This window comes from Pseudomonas brassicacearum (assembly GCF_003732265.1).
GTDB classification, from domain to species: Bacteria; Pseudomonadota; Gammaproteobacteria; order Pseudomonadales; family Pseudomonadaceae; genus Aquipseudomonas; species Aquipseudomonas brassicacearum_D.
The window spans coordinates 84,046-98,530 of record NZ_MOBK01000007.1; the positions used below are offsets into that span (position 1 = coordinate 84,046).

General features: G+C 61.9%; 12 protein-coding genes. 1 reads left to right on the forward strand and 11 read right to left on the reverse strand.

Annotated elements, in window-relative coordinates:
• Positions 1-41: 41 nt before the first annotated feature.
• The 9 genes from mdcH to BK660_RS19760 all read right to left on the reverse strand — a co-directional run bounded on the left by mdcH (position 42) and on the right by BK660_RS19760 (position 7,269).
• Positions 42-953 carry a malonate decarboxylase subunit epsilon gene (gene mdcH, locus BK660_RS19720; protein WP_123434706.1) on the reverse strand — a complete coding sequence of 304 codons (912 nt, stop codon included), beginning with the start codon at positions 951-953 and terminating at the stop codon, positions 42-44.
• Complete coding sequence (locus BK660_RS19725) at positions 950-1,570, reverse strand: malonate decarboxylase holo-ACP synthase (RefSeq protein WP_123434707.1); 621 nt, start codon at positions 1,568-1,570, stop codon at positions 950-952. Before BK660_RS19725 ends, mdcH begins: the two co-directional genes overlap by 4 nt.
• Positions 1,564-2,367, reverse strand: coding sequence for a biotin-independent malonate decarboxylase subunit gamma (mdcE, locus tag BK660_RS19730; protein ID WP_123434708.1), 804 nt, complete (start codon positions 2,365-2,367; stop codon positions 1,564-1,566). Before mdcE ends, BK660_RS19725 begins: the two co-directional genes overlap by 7 nt.
• On the reverse strand, positions 2,364-3,206 hold the full coding sequence (locus BK660_RS19735; RefSeq protein WP_123434709.1) for a biotin-independent malonate decarboxylase subunit beta: 843 nt from the start codon (positions 3,204-3,206) through the stop codon (positions 2,364-2,366). The genes mdcE and BK660_RS19735 overlap by 4 nt, the downstream gene beginning before the upstream one ends.
• Complete coding sequence (locus BK660_RS19740) at positions 3,199-3,498, reverse strand: malonate decarboxylase subunit delta (protein ID WP_123434710.1); 300 nt, start codon at positions 3,496-3,498, stop codon at positions 3,199-3,201. Before BK660_RS19740 ends, BK660_RS19735 begins: the two co-directional genes overlap by 8 nt.
• A complete protein-coding gene (locus BK660_RS19745; RefSeq protein ID WP_123434711.1) occupies positions 3,498-4,355 on the reverse strand; it encodes a triphosphoribosyl-dephospho-CoA synthase in 858 nt (285 codons plus the stop codon). The genes BK660_RS19740 and BK660_RS19745 overlap by 1 nt, the downstream gene beginning before the upstream one ends.
• Positions 4,355-6,025, reverse strand: coding sequence for a malonate decarboxylase subunit alpha (gene mdcA, locus BK660_RS19750; protein WP_123434712.1), 1,671 nt, complete (start codon positions 6,023-6,025; stop codon positions 4,355-4,357). Before mdcA ends, BK660_RS19745 begins: the two co-directional genes overlap by 1 nt.
• 229 nt (positions 6,026-6,254) lie before the next feature.
• A complete protein-coding gene (locus tag BK660_RS19755) occupies positions 6,255-6,677 on the reverse strand; it encodes a hypothetical protein (protein WP_123434713.1) in 423 nt (140 codons plus the stop codon).
• Positions 6,640-7,269, reverse strand: a complete 630-nt coding sequence (locus BK660_RS19760; protein WP_123434714.1) for a transcriptional regulator — start codon at positions 7,267-7,269, stop codon at positions 6,640-6,642. The genes BK660_RS19755 and BK660_RS19760 overlap by 38 nt, the downstream gene beginning before the upstream one ends.
• A 303-nt stretch (positions 7,270-7,572) precedes the next feature.
• On the opposite strand from BK660_RS19760, the gene BK660_RS19765 reads away from it, so the two are divergent.
• The gene (locus BK660_RS19765; protein WP_123434715.1) at positions 7,573-7,962 is read left to right on the forward strand and encodes a DUF6124 family protein; all 390 of its coding nucleotides are present in this window, start codon (positions 7,573-7,575) and stop codon (positions 7,960-7,962) included.
• Positions 7,963-8,076: 114 nt separating this feature from the next.
• On the opposite strand, the gene BK660_RS19770 is transcribed toward BK660_RS19765, so the two are convergent.
• Together BK660_RS19770 and BK660_RS19775 are read right to left on the reverse strand one after the other, a co-directional pair.
• Complete coding sequence (locus BK660_RS19770) at positions 8,077-8,544, reverse strand: chemotaxis protein CheW (protein WP_123434716.1); 468 nt, start codon at positions 8,542-8,544, stop codon at positions 8,077-8,079.
• Complete coding sequence (locus tag BK660_RS19775; protein WP_123434717.1) at positions 8,537-14,437, reverse strand: Hpt domain-containing protein; 5,901 nt, start codon at positions 14,435-14,437, stop codon at positions 8,537-8,539. The genes BK660_RS19770 and BK660_RS19775 overlap by 8 nt, the downstream gene beginning before the upstream one ends.
• Positions 14,438-14,485: the final 48 nt, after the last annotated feature.

Below are 14,485 nucleotides of genomic sequence, written 5' to 3' on the forward strand. Positions count from 1 at the left end.
GTCGAATGTTGTTTTTGTTGTTCGAAGGCCTGAGTCCGGGTCTAGAGTTGGCGGCTTCCCTCCTCACGCAACAGCGCCTGCAAGGTGTCGAGCCGCGCACCGTCGAAAGCGATCACGGTGCCCTGCTCGAATACCCGGCGCGCCAGCCCGGTCAACACCGCACCGGGCGGCAGTTCAATCTGAAGTCTTACGCCGCGCTCATAAGCGCTTTGCACCGTGCCGCGCCAATCGACGACACGGCACATGTTGAACGCGAGGTCATCGCGCAAGGCGTCGGCGTTGATGATGGGCCGGGCGCGACTGCCGCTGAGGTAACCCAACGACGGCGTTTTCAGTGACACCTTGGCGAATGCTTCGGCCAGGATTTTTGCCGGCCCCTCCAGCAGCGGACAGTGCGAAGGCACGCTGACCGCCAGCCGTTTCGCCAGGCCTGCACCCTGACCTTTCGCCAACGCCGCCACCGCTTTCATCGCCTCGTCGCTGCCGGCAATCACCACCTGGTTATCGGCGTTGATGTTGGCCAGGTAAACCGGCGTGTCGAGGCTGTGAACCTGCGCCAGCAAGCCTTCCACAGTGGACAACTCAAGACCGATGATCGCGGTCATGCCGTAGCCCTGTGGATAAGCCTGCTGCATCAACTCACCGCGCAGGCTGACCAGATGCAGCGCATCGCCGAAGCTCAAGGCGCCGGCCACCACCGCTGCCGGGTAAGCGCCGATGGACAATCCGGCCACGTAATCCGGCGCCATGGCCAATTGACGAGAGGCCGCGACTCCTGCGATCAACAGGCAAAGCTGAACGGCTCGTGTCGACTTCAACGCCTGCGCAGAATCGAGCAGTAAAACGTCTTCACCCAACACGCCACTCGCCTCGTTCAGCGTTTCGCGAGGCAAACGCTGGAGCATGCCCGGCTGCTGCGCGCCTTGGCCCGGGAACACCAGCAAACTGCTCACGCGGCGTGCTCCTGCGGGTTCCACGGATCGATCACCAGACAGGCCTCGCTGGCATTTTTCAGCAACACCCGACGAGCCGAACCGGCCCATTCGCGCAGGGCCACAGCGCCGAACGGTGTCTGCAACTGCATGTCCACCAAGCACTCGGCAGCCTGCAGAATCTCCACCAGATCCTGTGCTTGAGAACGGCCCAGCGCTTGCGGCGTACGCAGGATCAAGTCGAGATCGCTGCCCTCGTGCAACGCTGCAAACCCGCTGGCCAATTCAAACCCCGCACTGCCGCTGACACCCCACACCCAACCACAGGCATCGAGCATCGGCCGCAGATGATTGAGGGCGCGCACGGCCGGCAAATCGCGATCAGTCGAGCGCTGGCAAAGGTCTTCCGGTTTGACCCGACGTTGAATGGCATCGACCGGCATCAGCGTCGCAAAACGTTGTTCACGCAAACGCCCACGCACACCGACAGCGACCAGACCCGGCGCGCTCAGCGCACGCCGAACCACCACGGGCTGGCCCGCGCTCAGGGATTCGGTCACCCACGTAGGCGCATCCGCAGGTAGCTGCTGCGGGGTCATGCCCCAGAGCAAATCGTGGGCCAGAAACGTATTCACCACTGCGCTCTCAGCAGTTGGCGAACCTTGCTCGACGCGGCACGGTTGTCCGCACCCAAGCGGCTGCTCAGATCGCGACCGTGGGTAGCCACATCGCCAATCGCCTGATTCAGGCATTCAGTCACTCGCGTCAGATCAGCAGCCGTCGGCTGTTCAATCTGTTCCACCGACAGGGTTTCCCACAGCAAACCAAGGCTGGCGTAACTGTCGATGTCATAGGCCATCGGCGGCACGCTGGCGGCCAGTGCTTCAAGTTCTTCAACGCTGCGCAAGGTCACCCGCGCCGCCGACGCCTTGCCCATCGCATGCACCATCACCCCCGGATCGCGCAGGGCGATCAGCCGATTGGCCTGATACCCGTGGGCCAGAAACGCCCCGGACATCGCCTTGCCCACCAGCAAACCAATCACCGCATGACCCGCCAACCGGGCACGGGCATAACTGTCCGCCGCCCCGGCCAATGCCTGATGAATGCCGAGGGCTTCTTCGCGTCGGCCATAGGCCTGGCTCGGCACATCGACGATGGCGATCACGGCGCGCTTGTGCGGTTTATCCACATCAGCGGCGATCACTTCATCCACCCCCTTGGCCAAACCCCAACCTTCCAGCAAACCGACTTCACCGTTGCGCGCACGGACAAAACGGTTGTCCGGATCCGCCACCACCGCGATAAACCGGACAGGCTGATCACCCAGCACGCCATCGGCGACCTTCAATGAAGCCGGCAAACCTTCGACCGGTGTCGCCCCGGCACTCAAGGCGTTGAACCAGTTCAAACCTCTCAGCGAATAGCTGTTCATGAGCGCGCTCCCTGATACAGATCGCGAACCGTCGCCGGTTCGATTTGCGGAGCGGCGTCCAGGCGGGCCAGCCGTTCCAGGTACAGATCGGCCTGACGACTGCGTTGTTGCGCCGGCAAACCCTGCTGCAGCAATTCACTCACCTGCTGCTGAATCTGCGCCACATCATCGGCGGCAAAACGATCCACCAGACCGCTGGCGAAACGCTGCTCGCCCCCGGTCAGGCTCCAGATGAAAGGCCGGTCGCGGGAGTCATATTCCTCAAGCCCGGCTTCCTGTTCGATGACTTGCGGACCGTTCAGGCCAAGGCGCGCTTCCTGGGTCACCAACAAATAGCTGCACAACCCGGCGGCAATCGACATCCCGCCAAAGCAGCCGACGCTGCCGGCCACCACCCCAATCACTGGTTGGTATTGGCGCAGGTCGACAATCGCCGCGTGGATATCGGCAATCGCCGCCAACCCGAGGTTGGCTTCCTGCAAGCGCACGCCACCGGTTTCCAGCAGCAGCACGGCGCGAGTTGGAATGCCGTTGCGGTTGTCTTCGGCAGCCAGTTCCAGCGCGCCCGCCATCTTCGCTCCGCCGACTTCACCAAGGCTGCCGCCCTGGAAGGCGCCTTCGATGGCGGCGATCACCACCGGCAAACCACCCATGCTGCCCTTGGCGATCACCACGCCGTCATCGGCTTGCGGCACCACGCCCTGGCGCTCAAGCCACGGCGACATGACGCGTTGAAACGGGTCGAGCAATTCGCGGAAGGTGCCGGGGTCGAGCAAGGCTTTCGCGCGTTGCCGGGCGCCGAGTTCGATGAAGCTGTGTTTGTGAAGGAGATCAGTCATGACCGATCTCCTCAAAGCCTTGTTCCAGACGCAAGCGCACGACACCCGGTGTCGCGCCGAAATCATGGATGGCGATGTCCATCGCCGGCGGTGTCTGACCGTCGAACATCCGCGAGAACAAATGCTCCCAGCGCTGCTGCGCACCATTGACCGAGGTCTGCACGTTGATGGTCAGCTTGCCGGCCTGACCCGGTTCGATCAGCACTTCCAGATCGCCCGAGCCGACACAGCCCACCAGCGTGCGACCGCGTGGCGGCTGCCCGGCGGGGAATTCAAAGGATAAGGTTTCCATCAGAAAGCTCCGGACTCGAGGCGGTCGATAAACAGGCAGGCGGCGAGCAGGTCGGCAGCACCACCGGGCGAGGCATTCAGCGCGATTAATTGTTCATCCAGCTCATGCAAACGGCGGCGACCGGCAAGGCTGGCGCTGCCGCCCGCATCGAGCACGGCTTGTGCGCCGTGTTGCATGGTGTGAAGTCCTGCTTCGCCGGCGCGGTAGAGCACACAGGTGTCGGCCAGTCGGGTCATGATCGCCAGCAAGGCATCGAGCCGGGCGTTCTGTTCACCGTGACCAGCGGCGCGACTGTGCTTGAGTTGCGGCAATGCGCGTTGAACCACAGAAGGGAAACCCAGCTGCGCTTCTTCACGGGCACCATGGGCGCCGTAACGCTGGGCGACTTGGGCGCCGTGGCTGAGAGGTCGTGGTGCGTAGCGGTCGTCGAGTAACGCCAGGCGTGCGGCGCGCAGGGTAATGGAGCCTGCGGCGCTGGATTCAGGCTCCAGCGCGGCAGCCGTGACCAACAGGCCCAAGGCCCAGATCGCCCCGCGATGGGTGTTCACACCACCCGTGGTGGCGAGCATCGCTTGCTCCCCTTCCCGACCAATTCGCCCCACCGCTTCGCGCAGCGGCAAACCGATTTCGCCACATTCGATAGCAGCTTCGGCCATTTCCTTGAACGCGGACCAGAGTGACAACGCCGAGGCGTGCATCAGCCCCAGGTGCAAATCGGTGTGCGCGCCGTTGCCACGACGGTCGACCAGTGCCGGTTTCGGCGACAGGTCCGCTTCGTCGATCAAAGCGTCCACCGCCAAATCGGCCAGCCGTTCGGCCAAGGTCAGGGTTTTCGGTTGCAGGTTGAGTGCGTGCATTACCAGCTCCTGAACTTGGCGGGCGGGTTGTAGAGGCCACCGGACCACTCGACCAGATCGGCCACGCTTTTCGCGGCGAGCAGTTCGCGGGTGGCGTCGGTGCGGCGGATGCCGAGGTCTTCGGGCAAGGCAATCAAACCTTCACGGCGCAGGCGTGCGGTGTCTTTCGGGTTGTGGCGCAGGCCGATGGCGGTCACCCCGGCGACGGCGGCGATCATCGCCTGGCGTTCTTCCAGCGAACGCGCCTTGTACAAATAGGCGATGCCTTCTTCGGTCAGCAAGTGGGTGACGTCGTCGCCGTAGACCATGATCGGCGCCAGCGGCATGCCGCTTTTCTTCGCCACGTCTATCGCGTCGAGGGTCTCGACGAAGGTCGGTTTACCGCCCTCCTGAAAAGTCTCGACCATTTGCACCACAAGTTTTTTGCCGCGTTCGAGCAAGGCTTCAGGCGCATCCTCGTGGCGCATGTCGAGCCAGGCCGGCGTGCTGTGACGGCGACCGCGCGGGTCGTGGCCCATGTTCGGCGCACCGCCAAAACCGGCGAGGCGGCCGCGGGTCACGGTGGAGGAATGACCGTCGCCATCGACTTGCAGGGTCGCGCCGATGAACAGGTCCACCGCGTATTGCCCCGCCAGTTGGCAGAACATCCGGTTGGAGCGCAGCGAGCCGTCGCGCCCGGTAAAGAACACATCCGGACGCGCGGCGATGTAGTTTTCCATGCCCAGTTCGGTGCCGAAGCAGTGCACGCTTTCGACCCAGCCGCTTTCGATGGCCGGGATCAAGGTCGGGTGCGGATTGAGCGTCCAGTTGCGGCAGATCTTGCCTTTGAGGCCGAGGGATTCGCCGTAGGTCGGCAGGATCAATTCGATGGCCGCGGTGTTGAAACCGATGCCGTGATTAAGGGACTGAACGTTGTGTTTTTCGTAGATGCCGCGGATCGCCATCATCGCCATCAAGATGTGCACAGGTTTGATGTGCCGTGGGTCGCGGGTGAACAGCGGTTCAATGTAGAACGGCTTGTCAGCCACCACCACGAAATCGACCCAGGAGGCGGGGATGTCGACGCGCGGCAGGTCAGTGACGTCGTCCACCAATTGGTTGACCTGAACGATGACGATGCCGTCGCTGAAGGCCGCCGGTTCGATCAAGGCGGGGGTGTCTTCGGTGCTCGGCCCGGTGTAGATGTTGCCGGCGCGGTCGGCCATGAAACCGGCCGAGAGCACGACGTTGGGAATCAGGTCGACTACCAACCGCGCATAGAGCTCGATGTAGGTGTGGATCGCGCCGATTTCCAGCAGGCCGTCTTCCAGCAACTGGCTGATGCGCAGGCTTTGCGTACCGGCGAAGGAAAAGTCGAGCTTGCGGGCGATGCCGCGTTCGAACAGGTCCAGATGCTCGGCACGGCCGACGCTGGGCATGATCATGTGCAAGTCGTGGAGCTTGGCGGGATCAGCCTTGACCAGGGAGCGGGAGAGGAAGTCCGCCTGCTTCTGGTTATTGCCCTCCAGCACTACGCGGTCGCCGGGCAGGATCAAGGCTTCCAGCGCCGCGACGATATTGTCGGTGGGCAGCACCACACCGTCGGCAAGATCCTTGACAAACGCCAGACGCCGCTGCTTTTCGCTGCGCCGCCGCGTCCATCGCGAGTCGGGGGATATTGTTGTTGTCATGACCACTCCACGGGTTCGCTGTCGTGGGAGTCACCTTAGGAGTGTTGGGTGGGGGCATCAATCAAGCTGAGTGGTGGATCGTTACGGTCAGGGTAATGGTTGACTGGAGATATCTGGGGCCTGGACTGGCACCTTCGCGAGCAAGCCCGCTCCCACATTGAATCGCATTCCAATGTGGGAGCGGGCTTGCTCGCGAAGGCGCCGGAACAATCACCGCAGTTTCAACATTTCACCCAGTCATCATCTGCTGAACACGAACCAGCAAATACTCAGCGCTTTCCAACAACTGCACCAACAACGCCGGATCTTCATCCATGTAACCTTCGTACTCCGCCAGGTTCCGTCGCTCATGGCACAGCGCGAATAACCGAACCTGCACTTTGCCAATATCAGCGGTATGAACCAGGCACTGAAACACCAGATATCTCTTGTCTGAACGGTAACCACACAAACGAAGAGCCGTCAGAGCCAAGGCATGGGCAGCGTTGTAAGCCAGGTCAAAACGGCTCGCGAAGGAAAGCGAAGACGTTTGCGCATCTTTCAATCGATCCACCGCGGAACGCATCAGTCCTTCGCATTCCTTGCGATCCGGCGGCTCGGCTTTCAGTCCACCGCTACGTATCAGGTTCTCCAGGTTCTCGTTGCTGCCCATCCTTGGACTCCAAAGGGTTTCCCCCCATCAGGTTGATCTTGTCCTGCTGCGCCACCCGCACGACAAAGCTGTTTTCAGCCGCCAGTTTTGCGGCCCAGTCGTCGGGGGTGTAGAGCGTCGGGTTGAGGACGCGGCCCAGTTGCTCTTCCAGAGGCATGAGCCGTTCCATCACTTCACTGTAGTGGAGGCTTTCGCCGATCAGCATGAGATCAATGTCACTGGATGCGTTTGCCGAATCCTTGGCGATTGAACCGTACACAAATGCCCAGGTGATCTGATCGGCAAAAGGCTGCAGCGCATGGCGCAAAGGCTCGGCAATACCGAACGTCTTGCGGGCGATGCCCAACAGTTCGGCATAGATAGGGCATTGCGGATTGGCTTGATAGTGGGTCTGGTTGCCCTGACGGCTCAGGGTCAGCACGCCGGCTTGCTGCAACCGATCCAGTTCGCGCATGAGGCTGCCTTTACCCACTTGAGCCCAGCGGGCGATCTCGTTGGCGTAAAAACTGCGGTCGGGTTTGCCGAACAACAAGCCCAGCACTTTTTGCTGAGTGGTCGTGAACAGGACTTCGCTGAGGGAAAGGTTTTTCACAGTGGCAACCGATAAGTCCCAAAAAAGGAACGATAGGTCCCTTTTTGGGACTTATCAACTTTTGCCGGTCGATTGAGGTTTTGTGTTTAAAAGTTTGTAAGCAGGAATGGTGTGAGGCTACGCAGTCTGGCGGCGATACCTACAGCAATGCCGGAAGCCGCTGACTGGTGGGGTTTTGCTCGGATCGTTATCGTTTATGGGTCGCCGCGAATTCAGCGCCCGGGCCTGGAACCCCGAAAAGACGGAGAAAAAGCACCATTCATTACGAGTGGACCAACTCCAACCTGTAAGCGGAAACTCATTATGTCCAAGGTTACGTCCAACCCAGCCGATATCACCGACACCGACTCCCAAGCATCCCTCGAAGCCGAAAAACTCAAGGAAGCTGCCGACCGCGCCTTCGCCCATTACTTCCCCCCTGCCAGCGACAAACCATCGAGACGCCGTAACAAGTCCCGGCTCTTCACGGTATGCCCCGACATCGACGCAGAAGCCCTGCTGGCCAACGCCTCCGAAGACATGCTGTCGATCAGCGCGATTGCGGCTGATCTGGCGGACGATGTGGAAGGCTCACGCCGCTCGGTTGCCTTGGCGATCAGCCGAATGGCGGATGGGGTGCAGTTGTTGGTGGAGCGGGCGCTGGACCATGTCGAGGCGTTGCAGATGCAGTTGCGGGCTCAGGCCAAGGTTTAGCCGTCAGGTTTGAGGTGAATTGAAGGCCGCCTTCGCGAGCAAGCCCGCTCCCACATTAGTGTTGCGTCGGTCGCAAGTTAAATGTGGGAGCGGGCTTGCCCGCGAAGGGGCCCGTCAGGCCAACCCGGCACTTACCAGTAACTCCTCCAGCGCCAGCAAGTCCGGCACCTTCGCCACTTGCTCCCCTACCTGCACCGCCGCCTGTTCCAGCGAACACAACGGCACGTCGACATAGCTCAACTGACTGTCGAGCTTGTACGACCGCGGAATCCCCTGCACCAGCAGCGCAATGAACTTCAACCCTGGCCGCCCGCCCAGCGCATTGAGAATCACGATCCGCGCCCGCTCGCCAATAACAATTTTCTGGCCGCACGCTGATTCAAAACTGAGCAACGGAATCTGCCGGTCGCGCCACTTCACCAACCCCAGGTACCACGGCGGTGTATCGAGATCGAACGCCCCCGGTTGATAGTCGATCAGCTCCGCCACCGCGACGTTGGGCACGATCAGGTTGCGGTCGGCCAAGGGCAGCAACAGGCCGGTAAGGTTGTTGGTGCGCTGGTAAAAATGGTCATCAAACATGGGGTTTGCTCCACAGGGCGATGCTTTCCAGTAGCACCGATTCCTGGTACGGCTTGCCGAGGTAGTCGTTGACGCCAATGGCCATCGCGCGGTCGCGGTGTTTCTGGCCGGTGCGTGAGGTGATCATGATGATCGGCAGGTGCTGCAAACGCTCGTCGGCGCGCACCTGGGTCGCGACTTCAAAGCCGTCCATGCGCGGCATCTCGATGTCCAGCAGCATCACGTCCGGCATGTGTTCTTCGAGCAGCAGCATGGCGTCGACCCCGTCCTTGGCGGTCAGCACGTTCATGCCGTGGCGTTCGAGCAAACGACTGGTGACCTTGCGCACAGTCACCGAGTCATCGACCACCAGCACCAGCAAGGGCTTGTGCGGCTCGACCTCGGTGTCCTGGGTCAGTGTCTGTTGCGGCGAAGGCGTCTGCAGGGCGCGGATCGGCGCCAGCAGATCAAGAATCAGCACCACCCGGCCATCGCCCAGAATCGTCGCCCCGGACAAACCCTGCACCGCGGCGAATTGCGGGCCGAGGCTTTTCACCACGATCTCGCGGGTGCCGGCCATGGAGTCGACCTGCACCGCAATGTGCCGATCGTTGCATTGCACCAGCAACACCGGCAACGGCAGGCTTTGGCCCAGCAATTTCGGGCGGCTGCTGGTTTTCAGCAGCTCGCCGAGGTAGCACAGTTCATAGTCCTGCCCGGCGTATTTGTACCGCGGAGGATCGAGTCGGTAATGCCCTTCCAGTTCGTTGGGCAGTACACGGACGATACCGTCGATGGTGTTCAGCGGGATCGCGTATTGATCGTCAAAACACTGCACCATCAGCGCGCGGTTGACCGACACGGTGAATGGCAGTCGAATGCGGAAATGCACGCCCTGCCCCGGCACCGAGTCGATGACCATGGTGCCACCGAGCTGGCGGACTTCTTCATGGACCACGTCCATGCCGACGCCACGCCCGGAAATCTGGGTGATCTTCTCGGCCGTGGAGAACCCCGGTTGCAGGATGAACTGCAACACGTCGCGGTCGCTGATCTCGGCGTCTTCAGCGAGCAAACCGCGCTTGATCGCCTTGCGCCGCACGGCGTCCAGCGGCACGCCGGCACCGTCGTCGCGGATGTCGAAAATCATGTCGCCACCCTCGCGGGACAAGTCGAGGGTGATCCGCCCCTTGGCCGGTTTGCCGGCAGCGATGCGCACCTCGGCCGATTCCAGCCCATGGTCCACGGCGTTGCGCAGCATGTGCTCCAGCGGCGGCGCCATGCGTTCGAGGACGTTGCGGTCCATCTCGCCTTCCGCGTTGCCGACAATGAATTCCACGTCCTTGCCCAACTCGCTGGAGACTTGGCGAACGATGCGCTTCAAACGCGGCAGCATCCGTTCGAACGGCACCATACGCGTACGCATCAGGCCTTCTTGCAACTCGGTATTGATGCGGCCCTGCTGTTGCAGCAGGTTTTCCGCATCCTGATTGCGCCGGTCGAGGGTTTCCTTGAGGTCCAGCAAGTCAGAGGCCGACTCGAACAGCGCCCGCGACAGTTGCTGCAATTGCGAGTGGCGGTCCATTTCCAGCGGGTCGAATTCTTCGTAGCCCAGGCGTTCGGCGTCGACTTGCTGGCGGCTGAGAATCCGCCCCTGGGTTTCGGTATCGAGCCGGCGCAATTGGTCGCGCATCCGCTCGATGGTGGTTTCCATTTCGCTCAGGGTGACCCGCGCATCGTTGACCTGTTGCTCGATACGGCCACGGAAAATCGAAGTTTCACCGGCCAGGTTGACCAGATCGTCGAGCAATTCCGCCGAGACCTTGACCATGTCGGCACCCGCGTCGGCTTGCGGCGCGGGGACCTCGGGCTTGGCGGCGACGGGCGCGACCACGGCCGGTTGCAGAACGGCCGGATGGCTGAAATTCTTGATCGCGTCGATCAACCGGTCGGCGGGCGGCAATGGCTGTTCGGCGCGGACCGCATCGAGCATCTGCGCCAAGCGGTCGTGACTGCTTTGCAACAAGGTAAACAACGCTGCACTCGGTTGCAGGGTGCCCGCCGACAGGCTTTCGTAGAGAAATTCCAACTCATGGGCCAGGTCGCCAATCGGGGCGATTTCGACCATGCGCGCACCACCCTTGAGCGTGTGCAGGTCGCGCAGCAGAGTTTCTACTTCTTGTCGGTTCGACGGCTCGGCTTGCCAGCGCACCAGCGCTGCGCCGGAGTTTTCGATGATGTCGAAACCTTCCTCGAGGAAGATTTCCAGCAACTCCGGATCATGCCCCGGTGAATCCTTGACCGGCACAGGCTCCGCCGCTTCGGCGGTGTTCGTATTGCCCTGACGAAACTCGCGAATCGCCTCGATCAGCTCGCCTGGATTTCCCAGCGACTGCTGATTCTGCAACTGCTCCAGCAGCACCGCGAGCCGGTCATGGCTCTTTTGCAGCAATTGCGCCAGGGCTTCGCTGTGGGTGTAACGGCGGTCCACCAAGCCTTCGTACAGGCTTTCCAATTCATGGGCGAGGTCGCCAACCGGCTCGACCTCAGCCATCCGCGCACCGCCCTTGAGCGTGTGCAAATCGCGCTGCAAGGACGACAGCGGTGCGGCGTTGTCCGGGTCGCTCAGCCAGCGCTGCAGGGCCTGGCCGGCGCTTTCGAGGATATCCACGGCTTCTTCGAGGAAGATCGAAACGATTTCATCGTCCAGATCCACCTGGGTCGCCGATTGCTCAAGTTCGGCGGTGGCGCTGCCCAGTTCCCGAATGCTCAGGGTACGGCTGCCATCACTGCGGATCAGGCCCATGGACGACGGATCAAGACTTTCATCGAGCAAGCCGCGCAAGGCCCGGATGCGTTCCGGCTGCGGGCTGACTTCCTGGCCGGCGGCCAGTTCGTCGAGCATGTTGATCAGCGCTTCGTGGGCACTTTGCGCCTCATCGAAAAACCGTTCGCTGACCGCCAGGCTGCTCTCTTCCACCGCGCCATAGAGGTCGAGCAAGGCTTCGCAGAGCGCGTCCACCGGATGCAGGTCGGCGAGGTGCGCGCCTTCGCCGAGGGTGGTCAGTTCATCGAGCAGCGCGGTCAGTTCCTGACGTTCGCCGGGATGCTTTTGCCAGCGCTGCAACAGGCTTTCGGCGTCCAGCAGGATGTCCATGCCCTGGGCCAGGAAATTGTTGATCAGCTGCGGATCGCGCTTGGTTCGCAGCGCGGTATTGGGCGTGCTCGACAGGGATTGCAGACGCTCGGCGAGCAACGCCTGGGTGCGCTCGATCAGTGAGCGGGCACCGCGAATCTCGGCCAGCGGATCAGTCTTGAGCTGGCGCAAGCCGAGCCGGAACAGCCCTTCGGCTTCCAGCAACAGTTCGACTTCGTCCAGGTCCAGCGCAATCAGGTGCGCCTTGTATTCGCGGGCCAGTTGATCCAGCGGCGTCGCCAGCTCGGCAATCGGCAACACGCCGGCCATCGAGGCGCTGCCCTTGAGCGTGTGCAAGGCGCGCTGCAATTCGTCGCTGGCCTGCAGCGGCACATGCTCAGCGGCCTGATCGAGAAAACGGTTGAGGCTGGCCAGGTGGGTTTCGGCTTCTTTGCGGAAGATCTCCAGCAACAGCGGATCGAGGGCCGCAACGTCCTGCGTGTCTTCATCGCTGGCCGGCGCATCGCCCTTGGCGAGGGCGTGAGCACGCGCCGCCAATTGGTCGACATCGTTGCGTTGCCGCTGGGCATTGCCGGCGTATTCGGCCACGAGCTCCGGCAGTAGATTCAGTGCATCGGTGAGCAGTTGTTGCACGGCGGCGCCAGGCGCGACGCTGTCTTCGAGCACGCGGTTGAGCAGGTTTTCCACCGCCCACGCCAGCTCGCCCAATACCAGCGCCCGGACCATCCGGCCACTGCCTTTCAACGTGTGAAAGGCGCGGCGCAGCTCACTCAGGGCGGGCTTGTCGTCGGGATTGGCGGACCAGCGCGGCAAGTATTCATGGAGGATGTCGAGGACTTCATCGGTCTCTTCGAGAAAGACTTCGCGCAGCTCATCGTCGACCGGTTCTTCACCGGCAGGCGGCGGTAACAGGCTGCCCGGCGTGGTCAGGGCCGGTGGATTGACGGAGGACACGGGACTGGCCAGCACATCGGCCAGCGACTGCACGGTCTCGGGGTCATCGAGTTCCTGCTGCTCCTGCATCACCTGGGCTTCACTTGGGCTGAGCACATCATCGAGCATCGGCACGTGCAGTTCGCTGGGGAAAAATCCGAGCGATGCCAGGCTTTTTTCGGCGACATCGAGCAGCTTTTCGCCCGGTGCTTCGGGGTCGTCGCTCAGGCGTTCCAGGTAATACTCGATGCTGGAAATCACGTCGGCGAGGCTGTCCAGTTCCTGCCAACCGGGCTGATCCGGTTCCAGCAGCAAATGCTCGCGGATGAAGTGATTGCAGGTTTCGATCAGGCTCGCCGCCCGGCTCAACGGGATCATCGCCAACGCGCCGCGCACCTGGGTCAGCAACGCAGGCAATGCCTGAAGATGCTGACGATCCCAGTCGGCGTCGATGTAGTCGACGATCATGTCCTTGGCTTCTTGCAAACAGATGCGCGCTTCGCGGATGACGATCTGGTGGATCTGCGTCAGGTCGGTGGTCGGCAGGCGGCTTTCTTCCTGGCTCTCGGGCTCCACGGTGCCGACCATGCCGGCCAGGGTCGCTTCGACATAGAGCAAGGCGCCCGCAACGTCCATGAGGATCGCGTCGTTGGGTTCGCGCTGACCCTGAACCAGGCTCAGCACCACCGCCAGTTGATCGATGATGACTTTGCGCGGCTGACCAAATCCCAGCACCGCCAGGGTGTCGGCGATCTGCCGCAGCGGCGCCAGCAGGCTGTCGAGGTCCGAGGTGTGCTGACGGTCGCTGCGTACGAACAGGTCGAGGCGTTCCTTGACCCGCACCAGTTCTTCACAGAGCGCAGCCAGCACCGAGCGCATGGCATCGCGGTCGGGGCCGGCCAGCCGTGCCCGTTCTTCATCGACCATCGCGCTGTCGGGCAACGCATCGTCCAGTGAGTAGCGATCTTTCATGGTCAGCATCTGCCCGGTGGGATGGTCGGCCTTGGCAATGTAGAACAGCAAACTCTTGAGCAGCTCCGGCGGTGCCGGTTGATTGATGCCGTGGAAGCCTTGTTCAAGCAAACGCTTGAGCTCATGATCGGCCTCCTTGAACAGGCTGCGCAGCGCGGGGCTGTTGGCGATCACGCCGGCGCGCATGCCTTCGACCAGCGCCGAGGCAACTTGCCACAGCGGGCTCAGAGGCGCACCCGAGCTCAATCCTTCCAGCCGTGAAAAAACCCTCGCCAGATAATCGAGGTGGGTCTGGTCATCCTGTTCGCGCAGCAACCCGACCAGCGCCACCTGCAGCATCTGGCGTAATTTGCGCAGCACATTGGCGAAATCCGCCGGTTCCAGCCGGGTCAGCGAAGCTTCGTCCAACGGCGGCAGATCCGCCAGTTGCGGGCTGAAAAGGCTGGTTTCCGAGAGCAGGGTTTCACCCCGGGCACTGCGCAAATCGTTGAGCAGCGGCAGCACCACCAAAGGCAGGTCGCGGCGTGCATTTTGCACCCGATCGAGGTAAATCGGCAGTTGCCCAAGGGCTTGCAGCAACAGGTGCAGTGCCTCGTCACGATGGCTGACGCGGTCGTGCTGCAAGGCGCTGGTCAACTGTTCCATCTCTTCGGCGAGCAACGCCGCGCCGTAGAATTCGACCATCTGCAAACTGCCGTGAACCTGATGGATGTACGCCAGGCAATCGCTCAGGGCGTACAACGCCTGCGGGTCATCAAGCAGGGTTTCGATGGCTTGATGAGCCAGCTTCAGCGTTTCGGCAATCTCGCCTTTGACCCACTCAAGGGCCACATAGTCGTGCCGATCACCCATAACCACTCCAGTCCCTACGCCAATCAAAAATCATACGCCTGTGGACGG